Origin of the sequence: Rhodanobacter sp. KK11 (assembly GCF_033345435.1) — a bacterium.
Taxonomy (GTDB): domain Bacteria; phylum Pseudomonadota; class Gammaproteobacteria; order Xanthomonadales; family Rhodanobacteraceae; genus Rhodanobacter.
The window spans coordinates 244,364-267,986 of sequence record NZ_JAWPMI010000002.1 but is presented as its reverse complement, the minus strand read 5'-3'; the positions used below and the strand labels follow the sequence as shown (position 1 = coordinate 267,986).

The following is a 23,623-nucleotide window of genomic DNA, read 5'->3' as shown; positions in this document are numbered from 1 at the left end:
TCACCCAAGCAGGAGATCGTCATGCCGCTACCCCCCGTCCCCACTACCGCCCACGCGCCGCGCAGCGACGCGCTCGCCGATTTCGTTGCGCACGCCCGGTTGATGCTGGACCCGGCCACCCCGGAGCCGGCGCGGCGCGATGCCGAGCCGCAGCTGTTGGCGCTGCTGCCGGCCCTGCAGGCACTGCGCGTGTTCGAACTGTTCGCCATCCGCGATCCGGCGCTGCGCGCGCTGGTGCAGGACGAGTTGCGGGCTCGCCACACCCGCGCCGCCTGAACGCTTGCCCAGGCAAAACCAAACTCACATATATTTGCATTGACAAATATAGCCAGGGCAATAGAATGCGCGGCCATGAACATCGAGTCGCTGGCATTCACCACCCCCAAGGAAAGCCTCGGCATCCTGCTCGGCCTCGTCCGGGCGGAGATCGTGCGCGCGATGGAGGGCGAGCTGGCGGCCAAGGGGCTGGACCTGAGCTTCACCCAGTTCCTGATCCTCAAGCGGCTGGCCCGGCTCGGTCCGATGTCGGCTACCGAGCTGGCCCGCTCGGTGGAACTGGACGGCGGCGCGATGACCCGCCAGCTCGACCAGCTCGAGCGCAAGGGCTACCTGCGCCGCTGCCGGCACGCGCAGGATCGCCGCGCGCTGCGCATCGAGCTGACCGACGCCGGCGACGCGCTGTGGAAGCAGCTGGTCGACTGCAACGAACGCGTGCTGACCGCCGCGCAACGCTCGCTGGACGAGACCGAGCAGGCGCAACTGCACGACTACCTGGAGCGCGTGCTGCACGCGCTGCGCGACAAGAACTGACCCCACTTCCCTGGACCCCCTTCCATGCGTCTGCATCGACTTGCGGCTGCCGCCGCCCTGACCGTCGCGTTGGCCGGCTGCGTCAGCAGCGGTGGCCTGCATCCGGACGGCAGCCTGACCGCCCCCTCCTCCCTGAAGGCCGGGCGCAGCCTGGCCGGCGTGCCGGTGTCGCCCGCCGGCTGGCCGGCCGCCGACTGGTGGAGCGGGCTGGGCGACCCCCAGCTCGACGCGCTGATCGCCGAGGCGCTGCATGACAACCCGGGTCTGGGCGTGGCCGATGCGCGGGCCCGCACGGCACAGGCCGAGGCGGGCATCGCGGACGCCGCGCGCGGCCCCAGCGTGAGCGGCGGCGCCGCGCTCGCCGGTGCGCGGCCGCCGGCCGCGCTGCTCGGCGACAAGGCGCACTTCGCCATCGCCAAGTACGGCTACGCCAGCTTCAAGTGGGATCTGGACCTGTGGGGCGGCAAGCGTGCCGCGTGGGAGGCCGCGGTGGGCCAGGCGCGCGCCGCCGAGGTGGACGCCCGCGCCGCCCGCATCGAGCTGTCCGGCAACGTGGCCCGCGCCTATGTGCAGCTCGGCTACGCGTTCACCCAGCAGGAGCTGGCCGATGCCGAGCTGAAGCGCGCCGGCGCCGCGCGCGAGCTGACCCGCCAGCGGGTGGCCGCCGGCATCGACAACCAGATCCAGCTCAAGCAGGGCGATGCCGAGGTGGCCAGCGCCGAACAGGCCGTGGCGCAGGCCGCACGCGCGGTCGACGCCGGCCGCACCGCACTGGCGGCGCTGCTCGGCAAGGGCCCGGACCGCGGCCTGCAGATCGAACGGCCGCGACCGCTTTCGCCGGCCGCGCTGGCGGTGCCGGCGAACCTGCCGCTGGAGCTGGTCGGCCATCGCGCCGACCTGGTCGCCGCGCGCTGGCGCGTCGAGGCGGCGGGCAAGGACATCAAGGCGGCGAAGACCGCCTTCATGCCGGACATCAGCATCGGTGCGATGGCCGGCCTGGTCAGCATGGGCGGCGCCAACCCGCTCAGCCTGGCCGGACGCTTCTACCAGGTCGGGCCGTCGCTCAGCCTGCCGATCTTCGACGGCGGCCGTCTGCGCGCGAATCTTTCGTCCAGGGATGCGCAGTACGACCTCGCCGTGGCGCAGTACAACCAGACCCTGGTCGGCGCGCTCAACCAGGTCGCCGACGAACTCTCCGCACTCAAGTCGCTGCGGACCCAGATCGCCGCGCAGCAGCGTGCGCAGGATGCCGCGCAACAGGCCTGGGACCTCGCCGAACAGCGCTACCGGGCCGGCATCGGCAGCTACCTGGAGGCGCTCAGCGTGCGCCAGCAGCTCCTTGCCGCCGAACGCGGCAGCGCCGCGCTCGAGGCGCAGCAGGCCGATCTCTCGGTGCAGCTGATCCAGGCCCTGGGCGGCGGCTACCAGCCAGGGGCCGACGCGTCCGCCACTTCGTCTTCCACCCCATCCCGTTCCTGAGGCAACCCCATGTCCAGCCAGACCACTCCTGATTCCAGCGGCACCGCGGCCGCAGGCGCACCGGGCGCCGTACCGCCGCCGAAGAAGAACCCGCGCGGCCTGCTGCTGCGCCTGCTCGGCGGCGTGATGCTGCTGGCCGCCGTCGGCTGGTCGCTGTGGTATTTCCTCGATGGCCGCTGGTACGAGGGCACCGACGACGCCTACGTCAACGGCAATGTGGTGCAGATCACCCCGCAGGTGCCCGGCACCGTGGTCAGCATCGGCGCCGACGACGGCGACCTGGTGCACGCCGGCGACGTGCTGGTGCAGCTCGACCCCAGCGACGCCAACGTGGCGCTGGCCGAGGCGAAGGCCAACCTCGCCGCCACCGTGCGCAAGGTGCGCGGCCTGTACTCCAGCGTGAATGGCGCGCAGGCCGACGTGGCCGCGCGCCAGACCGCGGTGGACAAGGCGCGCGCCGACTACCAGCGGCGCGTGGCGCTGGCCAAGTCCGGCGCGATCTCGGCCGAGGAACTGGCGCACGCCAGCGACGCGTTGACCAGCGCCGAGAGCGCGCTGATCGCGGCGCAGCAGCAGTACCAGACCAGCAAGGTGCTGGTGGACGACACCGTGGTCGCCTCGCACCCCGACGTGCAGGCCGCCGCCGCGCGCCTGCGCGCCGCCTTCCTCGACGACGAGCGCGCCACCCTGGTCGCGCCGGTGGACGGCTACGTGGCCAAGCGCTCGGTGCAGGTCGGCCAGCGCGTGCAGCCGGGCAGCGCGCTGATGGCGGTGGTGCCGCTGCGCGGCGTGTGGGTGGACGCGAACTTCAAGGAGACCCAGCTCACCGACATGCGCATCGGCCAGCCGGTGACGATCGAATCCGACGTGTACGGCAGCAAGGTGGCGTACAAGGGCAAGGTGCAGAGCCTGGGCGTCGGCACCGGCAGCGCGTTCTCGCTGCTGCCGGCGCAGAACGCCACCGGCAACTGGATCAAGATCGTGCAGCGCATCCCGGTGCGCATCGTGTTCGACGACCCGTCACAACTGGACAAGCACCCGCTGCGCATCGGCATGTCGCTGGACGTGGAGGTGGGCCTGCACGACCGCAGCGGCCCGATGCTCTCGCAGCAGTCGCCGACCCGGCCCGCCTTCAGCACCGACGTCTACCAGCGGCAGCTGGCCAAGGCCGACGCGACGATCGCGCAGATCGTCCACGCCAACATGGCCCGCACCAAGTAACGCCCGTGGCTCCCTCCCCTGCTCGCCCGCAAGGGACTCCCTTCGGTCGCAGGGGAGGGTTGGGGTGCTCTTGATCTTCTGATCCTCGCGCCAAGAGCGACCCCCTCCCGACCCCCCCCTGCCTTGCAGGGGGAGGAGCAAAGCCTCCCACCTCCGACCGGCACCGATGACCACCGAATTCCGCCCGCCCAACCTGGCCCTGAGCACGATCGGCCTGTCGCTGGCCACGTTCATGCAGGTGCTGGACACCACCATAGCCAACGTGTCGCTGCCGACCATCGCCGGCAACCTCGGCGTCAGCAGCAACCAGAGCACCTGGGTGATCACCTCGTTCGCGGTGAGCATGGCCATCGCGCTGCCGCTGACCGGTTTCCTCAGCCGCCGCTTCGGCGAGGTGCGGCTGTTCACCGCCTGCACGCTGCTGTTCGCGCTGACCTCGTTCCTGTGCGGCGTGTCGCAAAGCATGGGCATGCTGATCCTGTTCCGCGCGCTGCAGGGCGCGGTGGCCGGACCGATGTACCCGATCACGCAGAGCCTGCTGATCGGCATCTACCCGCCGGCCAAGCGCGGCATGGCGCTGGCGCTGCTGGCGATGGTGACGGTGGTGGCGCCGATCGCCGGGCCGATCCTCGGCGGCTGGATCACCGACAACTATTCGTGGCCGTGGATCTTCTTCATCAATGTGCCGATCGGCATCTTCGCCAGCATGGTGGTGGCCAATCAGCTGCGCGCGAAGGTGGAGCAGACCGAGCGGCCGAAGGTCGACTACGTCGGCCTGGTCAGCCTGATCATCGGCGTGGGCGCGCTGCAGATCGTGCTGGACAAGGGCAACGACGAGGACTGGTTCAACTCCAGCTTCATCATCGTCACCAGCATCGTCTCGGCGGTCGGCATCGCGGTGTTCCTGATCTGGGAGCTGACCGACAAGGACCCGATCGTCGATCTCAAGCTGTTCCGCCACCGCAATTTCACCGTCGGCACGATCGCGCTGATCCTCGGCTACGCGGCGTTCTTCGCGATCGCGCTGATGGTGCCGCTGTGGCTGCAGCGCAATCTCGGCTACACCGCGATCTGGGCCGGCTACGCCAGCGCGCCGCTGGGCGTCATCCCGGTGCTGCTGACCTTCGTGGTGGGCAAGTACGGGCCACGCATGGACCTGCGCCTGCTGGCCGCGGCGGCGTTCGTGGTGATGGGTCTGACCTGCTTCATGCGCGCGGACTTCTTCATCGGCATCGACTTCTACCACGTGGCAATGGTGCAGCTGTGGCAGGGCCTGGGCGTGGCGCTGTTCTTCATGCCGGTGCTGACCATTTTGCTGTCGGACCTGCAGCAGAACGAGATCGCCTCCGGCTCCGGCCTGGCCACCTTCCTGCGCACGCTGGGCGGCAGCTTTTCCGCCTCGATCACCACCTTGCTGTGGGAGCGCCGCGCGGTGACCCACCACGAGCAGCTGACCGAGCACATCACCGCCTACAGCCCGACCACGCAGGCCGCGATGCAGCAGATCGGCCAGGGCAACCAGCAAGCCGCCGCCGGCGTGCTCAACGACATCATCACCCAGCAGGCCTACCAGATCTCGTTCAACGAGGTGTTCCACGCACTGGGCTGGATCTTCCTGGCGCTGGTGCTGGTGATCTGGCTGGCCAAGCCGCCGTTCACGCCGAAGGCGCGCAGCGTTTCCGGCGGGCACTGAGTCCGCTCAGAGATCGAAGCCGACGCCGATCAGTGCCATCGTCTCGCCGCGGTTGGGCTTGTGCAGGCGGCCGTTGGAGACGTGGCGGATCTGGAAGCTGACGTGCCGGCCTTGCCAACCCAGCGTGCTGACGAATTCGTAGGCGCTGCTCAGTGCCTGCGTGCGGCCGGTGTTCAACGCCGGCTGGAAGCTGAAGAACAGCGGCCGGTACCAGTCGCCGGCGTCGCCGTAGTGAAACCGCACACCGCCGGCCAGCAACCACGCCTGGTCGCGGGTGTCGTAGCGGTCGCCGCGGTAGCGGGCCAGGTCGCGGCCGTCGATCCAGCCCAGCGAGACATCCGGCGACCAGCTGAAACGGGTATGGCCGATGCGGTGCTCGTCGAACACGGCCTCGATGAAGGCGGTGTTCGCGCCGTGGCTGTTCGAATAGCTGCGGCCGGCCTGCAGCTCGAAGCGGGCGGCCGTCGCTGGCAGCGCGGCGGTGACCAGGGCGAACGCGAGCGCGCTGCGGATGAGGGGACGAAGGGACATGGGGCAACCTCGCGGCAGGTTTCTTTTTATGTACCGCATAGTCTACAAATGGCCGGCGCCCGGCGCAGCTTTCCTTTGGTGCGATTTCGGCAACGGATTGTTGCCCGCACCATGTAAAAACCCCGGCACGATGGCCGGGGTTCGGGTGCCACCCGCGTTGGAGAAAAACTACTTGCCAACCACCGGCTGCAGGGTCGGGCTGTCCAGGTCCAGCGCGGTCGATTCCAGCAGCGCGGCCTGCGGATGCGCCTTGCGGACGTCCGCGGCGAACTGCGCGGCGTCGCCGACCACCACCACCGTAGCGGCACCGGCCGCCAGGTGCTTGTCCGCGTACTTCTCGATCTGCTTCGGCGTCACCGCCTGCACCTTGGCGACGTAGCGACCGATCTCGTCCAGCGGCACGCCGTAGACGGCCAGTTCGCCGACCTGTTCGGCCAGCCCCGCGGTGGTCTCCAGGCTGCGGCCGTAGCCGCCGATCAGGGTGGCCTTGCGCGCGGCCAGTTCGTCGTCGCCGACGCGGCTGCCGCCGAGGCGCTTGAACTCGCCCAGCATCAGCTCGACCACCTGCGCCGCGGACGGGTTCTTGGTCTGCGCCGAGGCCAGCCACAGGCCGGCATCGCGCAATGGCTGCAGCCGGCTGTTGGCACCGTAGGACAGGCCGCGCTTGATGCGGATCTCCTCGTTCAGCCGCGCCGAGTACGAACCGCCGAGCACCGCGTTGGCCACCGTGCCCACGTAGTAGTCGCCATCGCTGCGCGGCGGCGCCGCATGCGCCGCGACCACGCCGGCCTGGCCGGCGCCACGCTGATCGATCAGCAGCACCGCCGGCACGTGGCTGGCCGCCTTGCCTACCGGCCGCGCCGGCAGCGGCGTGGCCGGCCTGGCCCAGTCGCCGAAGCTGGCCTGCGCCAGTTGCTGCGCCTGCGCCGGGGCGATGTCGCCAGCCAACACCAGGATCGCGTTGTCCGGCCGGTACAGCGCGGCATGCAGCCGCTGCACGTCGGCACGGCCGATCCGCGCCAGCGAGGCCGGCGTGCCGCCGCGCGAATGGCCATACGCACCGTTGCCGAACACGCCGCGGCTGGCCGCCAGCGAGGCCAGCGCGGTGGGCCGGCTCAGCAGCAGGCGCAGGTCGTCGATCGCCTGCGCCTGCGCCCGCTTCAATTCCTCGGCGCTGAAATCGGGTCGGCGCACCACCTCGGCCAGCAGGTCCAGCGCCTGCGGCAGCTTCGGCGTGGTCACGGTGATGCCGACCGCGCTTTCGTCCCAGCCGGCGGCGGCATCCAGCGAGCCGCCCAGCGCCTCGGCGGCGGCGGCGATCTGCGGCGCGCTCTTGCCGGCCGCGCCCTTGCTCAGCAGGTTCGCGGTGAGGTCGGCCAGGCCGGCCAGCGGCGGCGGGTCCATCTCGCCGCCGCTGCGCACGATCAACTGCGCGGTGACCAACGGCAGGCCGGCGCGACGCACGCTGACCACCTGCAGGCCGTTGGCCAGGGTCTGCACGGTCGGCGTCGGCACGCTCAGTTGCGGCGCGGGGCCCGGCACGGGCGGCGTGGCGGGAAAGTCGGCGGCCAGCGCAGCGTTGGCGACGATCATGGCGGCCGTAAAGACGGCCAAACGGCAGGCGTTCTTGCGGCGGTTCATTTCGCTGCTCCCGGAGCCTTCGCGGCCTTGGGGGCCTGCGGCAGGTAGTCGATGGTGACGCTGCGGGCGCCGGTCACGTATTTCTGCAGCACCCGGTGCACGTCCTGTTCGGTGACTTTCTGCAACGCGGCCAGGTCGGTGTTGACGTGTTCCGCGCCGCCGTCGATCAGCGCCGCCTGGCCCAGCGCGAAGGCCAGGCCTTGCGCGGTCTGGCGCTGCTTCAGTTCGGCGGTCAGCAGCTGGGTCTTCACCTTGTCCAGCTCGGCCGCGGGGATCGGCTGGGTGGCCAGCCAGATGATTTCCTCGTGCAGCAGCTTCTCCGCTTCGGCCGGCCGGTGGCCGCTGGCGAGGATCGCGTAGGCGGTGAACAGGCCCGGGCCGATCCGGCCGTCGGCATCGGCGCCGACCTGCTGGGCGACCTGGTGGCGATACACCAGTGACTGGTACAGCCGCGAAGAATCGCCCTGCGACAGCAGCGCGGCGGCGACCTGCAGCGGGATGCGGTCGGCCGTGTCGGCCGCCGGCGGGATCAGCCAGGTGATCGCCACCGCCGGCAGCGGCGCGGTCTCGCTGGTGACGGTGTAGCGCAGGTTCTTCCTGCGCTTCGGTTCCTGCGCGGTGACCTGCGGGATCGGCGTAGCCGGTTTCGGGATCCAGCCGAAATACTGGTCGACCCAGGCGTCGAGCTGCTTCGGGTCGAAGTCGCCGGCGACGATCAGGGTGGCGTTGTCCGGCCGGTAGAACGTTTTGTGGAACGCGATCACGTCCGGCAGCGTGGCCGCGTCGAGGTCCTCGATGCTGCCGATAGTCGGGCGCTTGTACGGGTGCACCGTGTACGAGTGCGGGTCGATCGCGTTGAACAGCTTGCCGTAGGGGTTGGCCAGCACGCTCTGGCGGTACTCCTCCTGCACCACCGCGCGCTCGGACTTGAAGTTCGCCTCGTCCACGTTGAGGTTGGACAGCCGCTCGGCCTCGGCCCACAGCAGGGTCTGCAGGTGGTTGCTCGGCACCACCTCGAAGTAGTTGGTGACGTCGTCGCCGGTGGAGGCGTTGTTGGCGCCGCCGACGTCCTCGGTCAGCCGGTCGAACTGCTCGGCGTGCATGTGCTTCGTGCTCTTGAACATCAGATGCTCGAACAGGTGCGCGAAGCCCGAGCGCCCCTGCGGGTCGTCCTTCGAACCGACGTGGTACCACACCTGCACCGCCACGTTCGGGCTGGCGTGATCCTCCACGCTGAGCACCTGCAGGCCGTTCGGCAAGGTCCGCTGCTGGTACTGGATCGGCGGAATGGCCAGTTCGGCCGCGGTCAAGGGCGGCGAGGCCAGCGTGGCCCACAAGGCGAATGAAGCGAGCAAGGCAGCCGGGCGCAAATGCATGGGCGGTCCCTTCGTCGGAAAGGGCTCAACCTTAGCAAGTCCGCGGAGGGTGTACAGCCGGAGAGCCTATCGGTTGGCTGCAGGGTCTTCCGGCAGCGGCGCGCATCGCACACATGGGCGGCACTTCAGAATCGAATTCGCCATCCACTGATCACGCCGCATCCCTAGCGCTGGCCTCCACTCCCGACGAACGCCACGCGATCTATCGAACATGGTTGCGGGAAGGCATGACCGACGATGATCTTGCGCGCATCCGGCAACACGTGAATCAGGAGCGTGCACTGGGTGACGAGCGGTTTCAGCGTATGGTCGAAAAGACGCTGGGACGGCCCGTTGCCTGCCGCCCACGCGGGCGGCCAAAATCAACGAGCGTGATTTAATTACCTCCGTCCCATTTAATTGTCCCTTTAATTGTCCCCTTTAATTTACAACAGAGGGTTTGGCTTCCGCCTCTCAACCCACCTTAAATTAAGGCCCAACCTCGATTACAATTATGTTAGAAAACATACTTTTGTCCTCATGCCATAGAGCAGGCAATTCCCTGATCGAGGCATCAACAAATGAACAGGCCAACGGACTTCGGTATTCCACCTGAATAGAATACCGTCCAGAGGATCTTACTAAATCACCCAACGACAGTGTTCGACTCACGCCATAAATCTCATCAGCCCTCAACTCAATGAACATACTCTTATTATCTAAACCACTCGATGGTGGTAGCATCGTATCATCACGAAATCTGGGATTTACTACTCTGTGCTGAGCATCCCAAATATGCAAAACTAGCCCGCCGCCAAATCCCCATGCCATCTCCTTATATACATAAATAGGATCATCACTATTATTGTTTCTTATACCTGCGTATAAAGTAATAGATTGACTCATGCTATATTTCACCTGATTTGTGGCGATAAAGGCCTGACTATGTCTTTGAGCAAAAGACTCAGTCGGCCGTTGCAGGCAACTATTATCTTTAGCAAACGCAGGTGACATAAATAAAATAAGCTGGAGAAGTGAAGCAAAAAATAGCTTTGTGCCTCGATAACTGTAGTGAATTTCAGTACTCATAGCCCCTCTCCATGTGCATTTGCATAGCTTTTTCATTGCTTATGGGATCAGTTTGACTTTCCAGGTACTTAGTCTCGGCCCGAGTAAAGCCGACTTTTCTACCAATTCCGAGTTGAGTTAGCCTCGCAGTATATTCATCTCTCCAGGCACTCGATCCAGAGTACCGCTCTCCATTCAGATGATGCTGCCCTTCATGGCCAAATAGTGACGCCAGCCACGCTGCAGAAACAGCCTTTATGTAACCTATTGACAAGGCCATTGTGTGCATTCCATAGGCACCAAGTTTTGCCTTTGATCCTGTGACAAGTACATTAGTGATCTGCTTTATCGAATTTATTTCATTCACTGTCAAGGATGAAGTTTTTTGATTTATAAGTGTTGCTGCAGCTACAAGCGCGTCGCTGGCTGTCGCTCGATCGGGCAAAGTAATCTCATTGCTATACTGAATTCCCACCTTTTGACCCAACACAGCAATGCTCGTGAACGAGTCCTGCCCTATCATTTTCTGCGTGCCATCCCCGCCACCTCTGCTACTATATTCCACCGAACAGTTCGGGTTTTTTGAACAATTCCCGAAGGGAATACCATCCATGCCATTAGGATCGATTATATTAATCGAGTTATTGCTTGCATACACATAGCGATTAAAACTAAAACCATCTCCTGGCGTGGGTCTCATTGGATCCACACTCAAAAACCTTCCCACCTCCGCATCGTAATACCGCGCCTGCATGTACACGAACCCGCTCTCCGAGTCGTTCACATGCCCCGTATACCCCACCCCGTCCGGCGGCGCCCCTACGCTCGTCACCGGCACCCCGTACGGCGTGTACTCGTAGCGCGCCACGACGTTGCCCTGCGCGTCCGCCTTCGCCAGCGGCGTACCTTGCGGGTCGGTGTAGTAATAGTGCTTCGTGCCCGCCTGCGCCAGCGAGGTCACCAGCAACAGGGCCAACAGCGCCAGCCATTGCATGTGCCGGATCATGGTGTCGCCTCCTGCTCTTCCGTGGCGGTATCCACCGGCTCGGCCAGCGGCAGGTCCAGCCCCGAGTTCAGCGTGACGCCCTTGTACCCGCTGAACGCCGAGCAGCCCGCGCTGTTGCACGCCTTCACCCGGAACTGCACCGTCCCCGTGGCAAAGATCAATTGGCTCCACGAAGTGGCCGAGCCGTTGTAGACGATGTCCACGCCATCCTGCGGATGCGTCTCTTCCAGTTGATAGCTCGTGGCGCCGCTCACCGCTCCCCAGCTCACGCTTACCACCGGCTTGTAGGACGGACCGCTGACGCTCGTACTGGGCGTGCCCGGTGTGGCCGGGATCACCGTGACCGTGATGCTGCCGGTACTGCTCCACGGCCCACAGCCGCCGACGTTGCACGCCTGCACCTGATAACCGTACGTGCCGCTACCCTTGCCGCTGGCATTCCAGCTCATGGCACCGCTGGCCTGCACCGTCGCCCAGGCCCCGCCGTTCACCTGCTCCTGCAGCGTGTAGCTGGTCGCGCCGCTCACGCCGCCCCAGTTCACCGTGTAGCTGCCGGTGTTGTTGGTGGCCGGCATGCTGAGGGCGGGCGCCGTCGCCGGCGGGATCGTCACCGTTACCGCGCTGCTGACCTTGTACGCGCTGCAACCGCCCGTGTTGCACGCCTGCACCTGGTAGGTGTAGCTGCCGCTGGCCGTCACCGTGCGCGTGCTGCTGGTCGCCGCGCCGGTGTAGACGGTGCCCCAGCTGCCCGTGCCCAGGCGCTGCTGCAGCGTGTAGCTGGTCGCCGTGGCGCTGGCTGCCCAGCTCACCGCGATGCTGCCGCTACTGGTGGCCGGCACGGTGATGCTGACCGGCGCCGCCGGCGGCAGCAGCACCGTGGTGGTCCCGGTGCTGCTCCAGGGACCGCAGCCGCCGGCGTTGCACGCCTGCACCCGGTAACCGTAGCTGCCGTTGCCCCGGCTACTGGTACTCCAGCTGGTCAAGGCATTGGTCTGCACCGTGGTCCAGGCGCCGCCATTGACCTGTTCCTGCAAGGTGTAGCTCACCGGTCCGGCGATGCCGCTCCAGCTCACCGTATAGCTGCCGCTGGCGCTGCTGGCCGGCGCACTTATCGTCGGCGCCGTCGTCGGCGGGTGGGTCACCACCAGCGTGGTGCTTCCAGCTTTCCACGCGCTGCAGCCGTAGGTGTTGCAGGCCTGCACCTGGTAGACGTAGCTGCCGTCGGCCAGTCCGGCGAGAGCCGCGCTGGTACCGCTGCCGGTATAGGCCGTGCTCCAGCTGACCCCACCGTTGCCGCTCTGCTGCAGCGTGTAGCTCGTCGCCAGGCTCGCCGCGCTCCAGCTCAGCGTGGCGCTGCCGGTGCTGCTGCTGGCAGGCACGCTCAGGCTGGCCGGCGCCGTCGGCACCACCCCGTAGGTCGTGTCCACGGTCACCGCCGCGGACGCGGCCCAGCCGCGGTTGCCGTAGGCGTTCCTGGCCGAGACCTGGTAGGTGTAGCTGCCGCTGCTGGTGCCCGGGCGGCTGATGGAAGTCGCCGCGGTGTTGCTGGCGATCGTGGTCCAGGCCCCGCCGTTCACCCGCTCCTGCACGTCGTAGCCGGTGGCGCTGGCCGGTGCCGTCCAGCTCACCGTGTAGGTGCCGTTGATGGTGCCGCTGGGCACCGTCACGACGGGTAGTGTCGGAGTCACGCCCAGCGTGGCCGAGCTGGTGAAGGCACCACAGGTGGCGCCCACGCAGCCCTCGGCGCGATAGACGTAGCTGCCGCCGGCCTTGCCGCTCAGCGCCTTGCTGGCCGCGCTGCCGCTGTAGACGGTGGTCCATGCGCCGCCGTTGGCGCTCTCCTGCAGCAGATAGCTGGTCGCTCCCGGCACCGCGCCCCAGCTCACCGTGTAGCTGCCGTTGTTGGGGTTGGCGTCGAAGCTCACCGCCCCCGGCGCGACCAGCACCAGGGTCTCGTTGTCGCCCACCAGTTTCCTGCCCAGGTAAACGAAGCTGGTGGTGCGGGCCTTGCCGGGCTCGACCTGGTACATCAGCTGCCCGGCCTGGTTGTAGAAGTAGTACGTCGGCGCACCGCCGCCGGTCGGCGTCTTCATCACCCGCCGCCCGGCCGCGTCGTAGGCGTAGTCGCCGATGCCCGTGACCCGGGTCAGTTGGTTCTTCTGGTCGAACACCAGCGTGGTCGTGTTCTTGCCGGTGACGTTGCCGCGGGTGTCGTAGAGGTAGCTGGTCAGCGTGGTGGCGCCGTTGCTGATGCTGGCGAGCTTGTTGCTGGCGTCGTAGTGGTAGGTGGAAACCTGGCTGCCGGTCTGCAGCGTGCGCAGGTTGTTGAGCGCGTCGTAGGTGTAGCTCTGGGTGCCCCACAGGCCGGCGGCATTGGCGCTGGTCAACCGGTTCAGCGCGTCGTAGCCAAACGACTTGTTGCGCGGCCCGCTGGCCAGGTCGGCCACCGTCGTGATGTTGCCGTTGGCGTCGTAGGCGTAGTCCTCGCTGACCACCGGCGTGGCGCCTTGGCCGTAACTGAAGTTACTCACCAGTTGGCGGGTGTTCTTTTCGGCCGCGTACACCGCGCCGTTGCCGTAGACGAAGTCCTTCACCTCGCCATCGGGGAAGTAGGTCAGGCCGGTGGCGTAACTGCCGACCTGGGTGGCCCGCCCCAGCGCGTCGGGGGCATAACTGACGTTCTCGCCGTCGGGATAGTGGATCAGGCTCACGCTGCCGTAGGCGTCGTGCGCGTAGCCGATGCCCCAGGCGTTCTGGCCGGTCAGCTGCAGGCTCTCGCCGGTCAGCAGGCCGCGGAAGTTGTAGGTGGCGCTCCAGGCGCTGATGCCGGAGCTGGCCGAGATCATCCGGCCCACGGCGTCGTAGCCGTAGCTGGTGCTCTGCGTGCCGGCCGGCGGCAGGACCGTCTTCACCCGGTTCATCGCATCGTACGTGCGCGTGGTCTTCGCCCCCGCCGCCACCTGCTCCTGGCCGCAGCCGGCGCCGGTGATGGCCAGGCCGTCGGCACTCCACGCCAGGTTGTTGGCGCCGTCATAGGCCATCACCGTGCTGCCGCTTTCCGGCTCGGTGGTACGGCACAGGCGGTGGTAGCTGTCGTAGGTCAGCGTCTTGGTGACGCTGTTGCTCTCCGTCCCGTACAGGCCCGACTGGGTGATCGACAGCGGGTTGCCGTAGAGGTCGCGCACGATCGTCTGGGTGATGCCCGCCGGTGCCTGCACCTTGATGACTGCGTCATAGGACGGCTGGTCGAACACCTGGTAGCTGCTGGTGGTGACGTTGCCCTTGGGGTCAGTGACCTGCTGCCGGGCCCCGGACAGGTACGCGGTGCTGCTGGTCGACGTACCCAGCTCGGAATCCTGTCGGGTCTGGATTAGCCGGCCCAGCGCGTCGTAGTTGCTGGCGCTGCCCTTGATGCCGGCCGCACCCGGGGTCGCGGTGAAGTTCAGCGCGGTGGCGCTGGGGTATGAGACGAAGGTCTTCTGGCCCTTCGCGTCGTAGGTGGTCAGCGTGCTCGCCTGCACCGCACTGCCGATGGCGCTGTCGCTGACGACCGGGCGCAGCAGCGCATCGAAGTACGTCACCGCCTTCGCACTGCCGGTGGTCGTGGTGCGCCGCCAGTGGTTGGCGGACACGCCCCGCTCCGCGCTGGTGACGAAGTCGTAGGCGAAGGTCTTCGGTAGCCAGGCCACCTCGTCGCCGGCCGGGTAGGTGATGCTGGTGACCCGGCCGACCGCGTCGTAGCCGTAGCCGGTGGTGCGGCCGGCCTGGTCGGTGATCGACGTGATCTGGCCGAAGTCGTCCACCACCAGGCCTTGGCTGGTGCCGTCCGGGTAGCCGATCGCCTGCGGGATGCCGCGCTTGTAGTTGCCCAGCGTGGTGGTCTTGGTGTTGCCGTCGGTGAAGCTGGCCAGTTGCCCGGTACCGTTGAAGGTGTAGCTCATCAGCTTCTGGCCGAAGCGCCAGCGCTCCTTGAGCGTCACCGCACCCAGGTCGTACGTGTTGGTGCTCTCGATCTCCGGGTTTGCCGCATTGGTGATATTGGTGACCTGCAGCGGCAAGCTCAGCACCCAGTGCGGCAGATCGTTGAGATAAGTGGTCTGCTCCCGCTTCAGCGTCTGACCGGCGCTACTGGAGCGCTTGGCTTGCGTCACCTGGGCAAACTCATTGAAGGCTTCCGCTTGCCATGTGTAGCTGTCGCCATCCTGGGTGATCGTGCGCTGGGTCTGCGGTGCCAACAGCTCGACCTGTGCCCGGTTCATGCGGGATTGGAGGACGTTGCCATAGCGTTCGGGCCACGGCCATGGCCACGCTTCGGTGGCCAGTGGAATCCCTGCGTAGTCGTTGTCTTCCGAGCGGAGCAGCGTCGTGCCTACGGCACCGCTGTAGAAATCCGTGGAAAGCAGCTGCCCCTCCGTGGCGTCGAAGCGATTGCTGAAGGTGTAGCGGGTCGCCTGCCCCATCGGGTTCACCACGTCCGTCCAGATGGTGGACACGCAGCCGCCAGCACAGTCCTGCAACCAGCTTTCGTTGGCTGGCGAATAGCTGTATCGCCACGTTTCGGCAGGGACACCCGCACCGCTGAAGGTCTTCTGCATCAGCGTCAACTGGTAGTACACCCGCGGAATCTCTGCCGTACTTCCCGGCGCGTCGTTACCGGTGCCGTTGCATGAGCGGGGCACATACGATCGTCCATGGACCACGCCCTTGACCTGGAAACTGCCCACCAGACCGGAGGGATGCGTGATGCTGCCGGTCCAGGTGTTCGTGGACAACTGCGCCGCCGTGGAGCAGGTGCCGCCCGCCGGGTCCATATCCGAGGCAAGGAAATCGGCCATGGCGAAGGACCATGACGTGTTGTCGGGGAGCGTGACTTTGTTCAGTACGTGATAAATGTCCGTACCGTACTGGTAGGACCAGGTTCGCGGACCGCTCGAGGATTGCAAGGTAGCCGTACTGATGCGCGACGTACCCGGCACGTAGGCGAGGTTCAGCGCGCGGCCATCGCTGGCGGTAATGGCGGTGAGGTTCGGCCCGTCATAGCTGTAGGTGAGGAAGTTGCCGAAGCGGTCCTCGACCCGGGTGACCAGCATCGACGCCTGCCGGCGGCGCAGAAAATCATCCAATGCCGCCATCGGCTGCACGCCGAACGACTGCAGGCTCATCGGCCCGGAGCCATAGGGCCGGTTCATGTTGGGAGCCCAGCGGTAGACGAGATGGTTGAACGTGTATTGGGTGCCGTCCGGCGCAACAGCCGTAAAACCTTCGCCGCTGACGCCGTCGTCCGTCTGCACGCCGCAACGGATCATCCAGTTCTGCCGGGTGACGATGGGAAATGTCATTCCGCCCATATCCGGCGAAAGGGTGTTTTCGCCCGTGCGCTTGAGCAGGTCCTGGCTGCCGCTGCCGGGTACGACGAGCTGGTAGCCGGCCCACCAGGTCATCGGCTCCCAATCCGCCCCTCCCACTTGTGCAGCGACCGTTGGAGGCCGCCCGAACAGCGTGCACCGCGCGTTGCTGTTGGACTGGTTGATCTGCCATCCGGTGACGTTGGCCTGGTTGGCCGTCATCGTGGTGATGCGGGGAATCTCGATGTCCCAGTCGGAGAAGGCGCCGTCGATCGATTCGGACTCCTTCGCCTCCCTCAGGTGATATGAACGCGTCAGCTGGAGTAAAGGGCCGTTGCCGGCCAGGCTGACGTCGGTCTGCTCGAACGACAGGCTGCCGTTGTACAGGCTCACCTGCTCGCCGAAGGGGTTCTCGCCCAGCGGCTGGATGTCCTCGCTGACGCGGATCAGCTTCTTGTATTCGTCTTCGGGCGTAACCGTCGATTGCGCGTGGCACAACGACGCGGACGAAACCAGTACGACTGCCCACAGGCAGATCCCTTGCCAACGATTCCTCATGTTTTCCCCTTCGTACCCGGCATTGCGCTCGGGTAACGGGGGCAAGGTTGAACCGCAAATGCTTGCGATGTTAACCACCAAGGTCGGCATGCAATGGGATGAGCATCACGCTTTTGGATAATCCACTTTACCGACCTGTCCAGCCAGTGAGCGGATGCTTGAAGCACACAGACATGCATGCACATCGCCCCGGCAACACGCTCCGCTCAACTCGCCGTCTGCACCTCGCCCAGCGCCTTCAAGCGCTTCTTCTCAGCCTTGCGCGCCTTGCGCTCCCTGCGTGCCGCCTTGCGGATCTTGCGGTCGTGATTCCACAGGTAGATCGCCGGCGTGCTCAGCAGGGTGAGCAGCTGCGACACCAGCAGGCCGCCGACGATGGCGATGCCGAGCGGCTGGCGCATTTCCGAGCCGATGCCGAAGCCGATCGCCAGCGGCAGCGCCGCGCCCATCGCCACCAGGGTGGTCATGGTGATCGGGCGGAAGCGCACCAGCGCCGCCTCGCGGATCGCCTCGGGCGCGGGCAATCCGCGCTCGCGTTCGGCGACCAGGGCGAAGTCCACCATCAGGATCGCGTTCTTCTTCACGATGCCGATCAGCATCAGCACCGCGATGATCGCCATCAGCGAGATCTGCGTCTGCGTCACCAGCATGGCGAGGAACGCGCCGGCGCCGGCGGCCGGCAGGGTGGAGAGGATGGTCAGCGGGTGACCGAGGCTTTCGTAGAGAATGCCGAGCACGATGTACATCGCCAGGATCGAGCCGAGCAGCAGCACCATGCCGTTGGACTGGGCCTGCTTCAGGCGCTGGTTGGCGCCGGTGAAATCCACCCGCATGCCGGCCGGCAGGCGCGCGGCGTAGGCGGCCTGCTCGACCAGCTTGACGCCGACGTCCTGGGTGACGTCCTTGGCCAGGTTGTAGCTGATGGTGGCGGCCTCGAGCTGGTTGTGGTGGCGCACGCGCAGCGGGCTGATGTTCGGCTCGATCTTCGCCAGCGCGGACAGCGGGATCATCCGCCCCTGCTCGTTGCGCACGCGCACGTCCAGCAGCGATTCCGGGCTCACCCGCTCGGCCGCGCCGGTGCTGAGCACCACCGCATACTGGTTGATGTCGGAGTAGATCTGCGAGACCTGGCGCTGGCCGAACGCGTTGTACAGCGCCGAGTCGATGGTGCCGATGCCCACATGCAGGCGCGCGGCCGCCTCGCGGTCGATGCGCAGCAGCTGCTGCTTGCCGACCTGGTCGAAGTTGCTGCCGACGTCGCGGAACTCCTTCATCGTGCGCAGCTGCTGCACCATCTTCAGCGCCCACGGCTGCAGGTCGCCGCCGTTGGTGCTGATCAGCTGGAACTCGTACTGGCCACCGCCGTCGCCGCTGCCGCCGCCACCGAGGAACTGCGCGGCGCTGACCGAGACCTTCACGTCGGGCAGCTTGTCGTACTGCTTGGACAGCCGCTCGACCACCTGCTTGATGCCCTCGTCGCGCTGGCCCGGCCCGCTGCCGCGTGGCTTCAGGTCGACGAACATCTGCGCATTGTTGCCGACCGCACCCTCACCATTGCGACCGAGCAGGGTCAGCTGGTCGAGCACGGCCGGATCGGCCTGCATGATCTTCGCCACGGCCAGCGTGCGCGCGGTCAGTTCGGCCGGCGAGATGTTCGCGTCGGTGCGGATGTCGACCTGCAGCTGGCCGGTGTCCTCGTCCGGCATGAAGGTGCCGCCGGCGGTCTTCGCCACCGCGAAGCCGAGCACACCGGTGAGGATCAGCAGGGTCAGCGGCTGCCAGCGCATCAGCCGGCGATGGCGCATCGCCCAGTCCAGCGAACGCTCGTAGACGTGCAGCAGCTTGCGGTCGAAGTTCTCCACCGCCCGCTCGATCCGCCCCGGCGGCTTGCTGCGCTCCGGCTCGTGGGTCAGCAGGTAGGCGCACAGCGCCGGCGTCAACGTCAGCGAGACCAGCGCGGAGATCACCACCGCCGCGGTCAGCGTCACCGAAAACTCGCGCAGCAGCATCACCAGCATGTTGTTGCCGAACAAGAGCGGCGCGAACACCGCCACCAGCGACAAGGTGATCGAGATCACCGTGAAGCCGATCTCGCGCACGCCGGTCAGCGCCGCCTGCATCGGCGGCTCGCCGCGCTCCATGTGGCGCACGATGTTCTCGATCACCACGATCGCATCGTCCACCACGAAGCCGATGCACAGCACGAGTGCCACCAGCGACAGCGTGTTGAGCGTGTAGCCGAGCGTCCACATCACCACGAACGCGCCGGCCAGCGACAGCGGCACGCTCAAGGTGGCGATCAGGGTCGGGCGCAGCCGGCGCAGGAACACCAGCATCACCAGCACCACCATCACGATCGAGATCAGCAGCGCCACCTGTACCTCGTGCAGCGCCGACTTGGTGGTCTGGGTGAGGTCGAACACCGGCGTCATCGTCACGTTCTGCGGCAGCGAGGCGCGCAGCTGCGGCAGCTTGGCGCGGATCGCCTCCACCGTGGCCACCGCGTTCGCCTCCGGCCGTTTGCTGATCTGCATGCCGACCGCGCGCGCATCGTTGAACCACGCCGCCTGGTATTCATCCTGCTGGCCGCCATAGACCTTGGCCACGTCGGAAAGGCGCACCGGCGTGCCGTTCTTCACCGAGATCAGCAGGCGGGCAAATTCGGCCGGCGTCTGCAGGCCGTCGCTGGCGCTCACCGTCATCTGCGTGCGGCCGTTGCTCAGGATGCCCTGCGGCGAGGTGACGTTGGCCGCGCGCAGCGCGTTGGCCACATCGTTCGCGGTGAGGTTCTTGGCCGCCAGCGCGGCGGTATCCAGCTCGATCCGCACCGCGTGCGGGGTGCCGCCGAACACCTGCACCTGGGCCACGCCGTCGATCTGCGCCACCGCCGGCTTGAGCAAGGTATCGGTGAGGTCGAACAGCTGGTCCTGCGGCAACCCGGTCGAGGTCAGGGTGAGGAACAGGATCGGGATCTGCGAGGTGTCGAACTTGAAGTACTGCGGCGGCGACGGCATGCCGCTGGGCAGGTCGACCGCGGCCGCGTTGATCGCCGCCTGCACGTCGCGCGCGGCGCTGTCGGCGGTACGGTCCATGGTGAAGCGCACCATCACCGAGGCGGAGCCCTCGTTCGCGTTGCCGTACATCTCGTCGACGCCGGGAATGCGGCCCAGGTGCCGCTCCAGCGGCGCCAGGATGGTGTTCGCCATGGTCTGCGCGCTGGCGCCGGGCTGGCTGGCCACCACGTAGACACCGGGAAAATCCAGCGACGGCAACGCGGCCACGCCGAGCAGCAGGTACGCCCACAGCCCGGCCAGCATCAGGCCGAGCGCGAGCAGCGAGGTGCCGACCGGGCGGCGGATCAGCGGAGCGAAAATGTTCATGGTGCTTCCGCCCGCGCGCACGGCGGGCGTGGGGAGGTCGGGGAAGTGGCGGGCAGTCCGTGCATGCCCACTTTATGCCTTTCGGCACGCCCCGGCGTATGTGCCTGAAGTCCACACCCTGCCGGAAGACAGGGGTATCGGCCTTTCTGTAGGAGCGCACAGGGTGCGCTCCTACGGGGTCGGCGAAACCGGGGGTTATTTCGGCAGGGCCGGCATCTGCTGCTGCAGCAGGCGCTGGCGCCTGATCTCGGCGCGCAGTTGCCGCCGCGCCGCCTTGCGCTCGCGGTGGTCGTGCTGCCACAGGTAGATCGCCGGAGTGCTCAGCAGGGTCAGCAGCTGCGACACCAGCAGGCCGCCGAGGATGGCGATGCCCAGCGGCTGGCGCATCTCCGAGCCGTAGCCGAAGCCGATCGCCAGCGGCAGCGCCGCACCCATCGCCACCAGGGTGGTCATGGTGATCGGGCGGAAGCGCACCAGCGCCGCCTCGCGGATCGCCGCCGGCGGCGGCATGCCGTGGTCGCGCTCGGCGACCAGCGCGAAGTCCACCATCAGGATCGCGTTCTTCTTCACGATGCCGATCAGCATCAGCACCGCGATCACCGACATCAGGGTCAGCTGGGTATGCGTCACCAGCATCGCCAGGAACGCGCCCATGCCGGCGGCCGGCAGGGTGGAAAGGATGGTCAGCGGATGGATCAGGCTCTCGTACAGGATGCCCAGCACCACGTACATCACCAGGATCACCGCCAGCAGCATGATCAGCGCGTTGTTCATCGCGTCGACCAGGTTCTTGTTGTCGCCGCTGTACTTCTTCTGCACGCCGGGCGGCAGCTGCGCGGCGAACATCGCCTGCTCGACCAGCTTCAGGCCCTCGGCCTGGCTGATACCCTTGGCCAGGTTGTAGTTGATCGTGGCCGATTCGAGCTGGTCGAAGTGGTTGATGGCGACCGGCGCGATGTGCGGCCGGATCTGCGCCAGCGCGGACAACGGGATCATCTTGCCCTGCGCGTTGCGCACGTAGGTGTCGAGCAGGGTGGCCGGGCTCAGCGATTCGGCGCTCTCGGCGGTAATCACCACGCGGTACTGGTTGATGTCCGAGTAGATGGTGGAGACCGGGGTCTGAGCGAACGCGTTGGCCAGCGCGGTATCCACCTGGGCCAGGCTCACGTGCAGCCGCGCCGCGGCGTCGCGGTCCACCTGCAGCATCTGCTGCTTGCCGATGCTGTCGAAGCTGGTGCTGACGTTGCGGAACTGCGGCATGCCGCGCATCACCCGCGCCAGCTTCAGGGTGGGCTGCTGCAGCGGCACGCCGTCCACGCTGTCGAGCTGGAACGCATACTGCCCCTTGCCGCCGCCCGAACCCCCGCCACCGCCGCCGATGAACTGGTTGACCGAGAGCGACACGTCCAGGTCCGGCACGTTCTTGAAGACCTTGTCCAGCCGGTCGACCACCGCCTGCGAGCTGACCTGGCGCTCGCCCGGCGGCTTCAGGTCGACGAACAGGCTGGCCTGGTTGCCGACCGCGCCGCCGCCATCGTTGCCGCCGAGGAAGGCGGAGACGTCGCGCACCGCGGGGTCGGCCTTGATCCTCGCCGCCACCTCCTGCGTGCGCTGCGCCAGCAGCAGCGGCGAGACGTTGGCGTCGGCGGTGATGCTGGCCTGCAGCAACCCGGTATCCTCCTTCGGCATCAGGCCGCCGCCGGCGGTCATCACCACCGCCACCGCCAGGCCGATGGTGAGCGCCAGCAGGATCAGCGGCTGCCAGCGCATGAGCCGGCGATGGCGCATGGCCCAATCCAGCGCGCGCTCGTAGCTGCGCAGCATGCCGCGATCGAAGCGCTCGGCCAGGCGCTCCAGCCGGCCCGGCATGCGCGTGCCCGCCGGCTCGTGCACCAGCCAGGCGCCGCACAGCGCCGGGGTCAGCGTGAGCGAGACCAGCGCGGAGATCACGATGGTGGCGATCAGGGTCACCGAGAACTCGCGGATCAGCATGGTGAACATGTTGTTGCCGAACACCATCGGCCCGAACACCGCGATCAGCGACAACGTGATCGACAGCACCGTGAAGCCGATCTCGCGCACGCCGGCCAGCGCCGCCTGCAGCGGCGGCTCGCCGCGTTCCATGTGGCGCACGATGTTCTCGATCACCACGATCGCGTCGTCCACCACGAAGCCCACGCACAGCACCAGCGCGATCAGCGAGAAGATGTTCAGGGTGAAGCCGAGCATCCACATCGCCACGAACGCACCGGCCAGCGACAGCGGCACGCTGAACATGGCGATCACGGTGGGCCGCAGCCGGCGCAGGAACAGCAGCATCACCAGCGCCACCATCACGATGCCCATCAGCAGCGCCACCTGCACCTCATGCAGCGCCGACAGCGTGGTCGGCGTGAAGTCGAAGATCGGGGTGATGGTGGCGTCGGCCGGCAGCACGGCGCGCAGCTGCGGCAGGCGCGCGCGCACCGCCTGCACGGTGGCTACCGCGTTCGCCTCCGGCCGCTTGTTGATCTGCATCACCACCGCGCGCTGGCCGTTGAACCACGCCGCGGCGTACTTGTTTTCCTGGCCGCCGCTGATCGTCGCCACGTCGGCCAGGCGCACCGGCACGCCATTGCGACTGGCCACCACCAGCGCGGCGAAATCCTGCACCGTGTGCAGCGCGTCGTTGGCGCTCACCGTCATGCGCGTGACGCCGTTGCCGAGCATGCCCTGCGGCGAGCTGACGTTGGCGGCGCGCAGCGCATTGGCCACGTCGTTGGCGGTGACACCCATGCCCACCAGCGCGCGGGTATTCAGCACGATGCGCACCGCGTGCGGCGTACCGCCGCCCACCTGCACCTGGGCCACGCCGGGGATCTGCGCCACCGCCGGCTTCAGCAAGGTGTCGGTGAGGTCGTACAGCCGGTCCGGCGGCAGGCTGGCGGAAGTCAGCGAGACCAGCAGCACCGGAATCTGCGAGGTGTCGAACTTGAAGTAGCCGGGCGGGCTGGGCATGCCGGGCGGCAGGTCCGGCGCCGCCGCGTTGATCGCCGCCTGCACGTCGCGCGCAGCCTTGTCGGCGCTGCGGTCCATGTTGAAGATGACCTGGATCTGCGCGCCGCCCTCGCTGGCGCTGGAGGCCATCATGCGCACCCCGGGAATGCGCCCGAGGTGCCGCTCCAGCGGCGCGACCACGGTGCTGGACATGGTCTGCGCGCTGGCGCCGGGCATCTGCGCGAACACCGCCACGCCGGGAAACTCGATCGACGGGAACGCCGCCACGCCGAGCAGCAGGTAGGCCCACAAGCCGCCCAGCATCAGGCCGACCGCCAGCAGCGAGGTGCCGACCGGGCGGCGGACCAGCGGTGCGAAGACGTTCAAGCGGCCGTCCGGGCGCGCCAGCAGGCCGGGGCGGCCGGAACGGCGCTTCGGGGCCGGGCAAGAGTTCCTCTCATTCCCGCTTTATGCCAGCTGGCGCGCTCCGGCGTATGTGCCTGAAGTCCTTCCCCCGCGGTGGCGCGCGGCAGGCACCGCCCCGCCTTGCGCCACTGGCC

13 protein-coding genes are annotated in these 23,623 nt (G+C 67.0%); 5 read left to right on the top strand and 8 right to left on the bottom strand.

Features of this window, described 5'->3' with window-relative positions:
• Window positions 1–21 precede the first annotated feature (21 nt).
• The 5 genes from R5H19_RS07635 to R5H19_RS07615 all read left to right on the top strand — a co-directional run bounded on the left by R5H19_RS07635 (window position 22) and on the right by R5H19_RS07615 (window position 5,203).
• A complete protein-coding gene (locus tag R5H19_RS07635; protein ID WP_318158395.1) occupies window positions 22–276 on the top strand; it encodes a hypothetical protein in 255 nt (84 codons plus the stop codon).
• A 75-nt stretch (window positions 277–351) separates the two neighbouring features.
• On the top strand, window positions 352–810 hold the full coding sequence (locus R5H19_RS07630) for a MarR family transcriptional regulator (protein ID WP_318158394.1): 459 nt from the start codon (window positions 352–354) through the stop codon (window positions 808–810).
• Window positions 811–834: 24 nt separating this feature from the next.
• Window positions 835–2,289, top strand: coding sequence for an efflux transporter outer membrane subunit (locus R5H19_RS07625; protein WP_318158393.1), 1,455 nt, complete (start codon window positions 835–837; stop codon window positions 2,287–2,289).
• A gap of 9 nt (window positions 2,290–2,298) precedes the next feature.
• On the top strand, window positions 2,299–3,510 hold the full coding sequence (locus tag R5H19_RS07620; RefSeq protein ID WP_318158392.1) for an HlyD family efflux transporter periplasmic adaptor subunit: 1,212 nt from the start codon (window positions 2,299–2,301) through the stop codon (window positions 3,508–3,510).
• A 166-nt stretch (window positions 3,511–3,676) separates the two neighbouring features.
• A complete protein-coding gene (locus tag R5H19_RS07615) occupies window positions 3,677–5,203 on the top strand; it encodes a DHA2 family efflux MFS transporter permease subunit (RefSeq protein ID WP_318158391.1) in 1,527 nt (508 codons plus the stop codon).
• 6 nt (window positions 5,204–5,209) lie between these two features.
• Here the strand turns inward: R5H19_RS07615 and R5H19_RS07610 are convergent, their stop codons facing one another.
• From R5H19_RS07610 to R5H19_RS07575, 8 genes are all read right to left on the bottom strand, one after another.
• The gene (locus tag R5H19_RS07610) at window positions 5,210–5,734 is read right to left on the bottom strand and encodes an acyloxyacyl hydrolase (RefSeq protein ID WP_318158390.1); all 525 of its coding nucleotides are present in this window, start codon (window positions 5,732–5,734) and stop codon (window positions 5,210–5,212) included.
• 168 nt (window positions 5,735–5,902) lie between these two features.
• Window positions 5,903–7,375 (bottom strand): pitrilysin family protein, encoded by a 1,473-nt coding sequence (locus R5H19_RS07605; protein WP_318158389.1) that lies wholly within the window; start codon window positions 7,373–7,375, stop codon window positions 5,903–5,905.
• Window positions 7,372–8,751, bottom strand: a complete 1,380-nt coding sequence (locus R5H19_RS07600) for a pitrilysin family protein (RefSeq protein ID WP_318158388.1) — start codon at window positions 8,749–8,751, stop codon at window positions 7,372–7,374. Before R5H19_RS07600 ends, R5H19_RS07605 begins: the two co-directional genes overlap by 4 nt.
• A 468-nt stretch (window positions 8,752–9,219) precedes the next feature.
• Complete coding sequence (locus R5H19_RS07595) at window positions 9,220–9,819, bottom strand: hypothetical protein (RefSeq protein WP_318158387.1); 600 nt, start codon at window positions 9,817–9,819, stop codon at window positions 9,220–9,222.
• Window positions 9,809–10,804, bottom strand: a complete 996-nt coding sequence (locus R5H19_RS07590; RefSeq protein ID WP_318158386.1) for an RHS repeat-associated core domain-containing protein — start codon at window positions 10,802–10,804, stop codon at window positions 9,809–9,811. Before R5H19_RS07590 ends, R5H19_RS07595 begins: the two co-directional genes overlap by 11 nt.
• Window positions 10,801–16,707: a hypothetical protein gene (locus tag R5H19_RS07585; RefSeq protein WP_318158385.1), complete on the bottom strand. Its 5,907-nt coding sequence runs from the start codon at window positions 16,705–16,707 to the stop codon at window positions 10,801–10,803. Before R5H19_RS07585 ends, R5H19_RS07590 begins: the two co-directional genes overlap by 4 nt.
• A gap of 206 nt (window positions 16,708–16,913) precedes the next feature.
• Entirely contained in the window at window positions 16,914–20,087 is a 3,174-nt protein-coding gene (locus tag R5H19_RS07580) for an efflux RND transporter permease subunit (RefSeq protein ID WP_318158384.1), read from the bottom strand.
• Between the two features lie 195 nt (window positions 20,088–20,282).
• Window positions 20,283–23,450 (bottom strand): efflux RND transporter permease subunit, encoded by a 3,168-nt coding sequence (locus R5H19_RS07575; RefSeq protein WP_318158383.1) that lies wholly within the window; start codon window positions 23,448–23,450, stop codon window positions 20,283–20,285.
• Window positions 23,451–23,623 lie beyond the last annotated feature (173 nt).

Bases quoted from the DNA above. Each gene is read 5' to 3' on its own strand.
- R5H19_RS07605 (WP_318158389.1), bottom strand. From the start codon at position 7,375: ATGAACCGCCGCAAGAACGCCTGCCGTTTGGCCGTCTTTACGGCCGCC.
- R5H19_RS07635 (WP_318158395.1), top strand. From the start codon at position 22: ATGCCGCTACCCCCCGTCCCCACTACCGCCCACGCGCCGCGCAGCGAC.
- R5H19_RS07590 (WP_318158386.1), bottom strand. From the start codon at position 10,804: ATGATCCGGCACATGCAATGGCTGGCGCTGTTGGCCCTGTTGCTGGTG.
- R5H19_RS07585 (WP_318158385.1), bottom strand. From the start codon at position 16,707: ATGAGGAATCGTTGGCAAGGGATCTGCCTGTGGGCAGTCGTACTGGTT.
- R5H19_RS07600 (WP_318158388.1), bottom strand. From the start codon at position 8,751: ATGCATTTGCGCCCGGCTGCCTTGCTCGCTTCATTCGCCTTGTGGGCC.
- R5H19_RS07615 (WP_318158391.1), top strand. From the start codon at position 3,677: ATGACCACCGAATTCCGCCCGCCCAACCTGGCCCTGAGCACGATCGGC.
- R5H19_RS07610 (WP_318158390.1), bottom strand. From the start codon at position 5,734: ATGTCCCTTCGTCCCCTCATCCGCAGCGCGCTCGCGTTCGCCCTGGTC.
- R5H19_RS07580 (WP_318158384.1), bottom strand. From the start codon at position 20,087: ATGAACATTTTCGCTCCGCTGATCCGCCGCCCGGTCGGCACCTCGCTG.
- R5H19_RS07630 (WP_318158394.1), top strand. From the start codon at position 352: ATGAACATCGAGTCGCTGGCATTCACCACCCCCAAGGAAAGCCTCGGC.
- R5H19_RS07625 (WP_318158393.1), top strand. From the start codon at position 835: ATGCGTCTGCATCGACTTGCGGCTGCCGCCGCCCTGACCGTCGCGTTG.
- R5H19_RS07595 (WP_318158387.1), bottom strand. From the start codon at position 9,819: ATGAGTACTGAAATTCACTACAGTTATCGAGGCACAAAGCTATTTTTT.
- R5H19_RS07620 (WP_318158392.1), top strand. From the start codon at position 2,299: ATGTCCAGCCAGACCACTCCTGATTCCAGCGGCACCGCGGCCGCAGGC.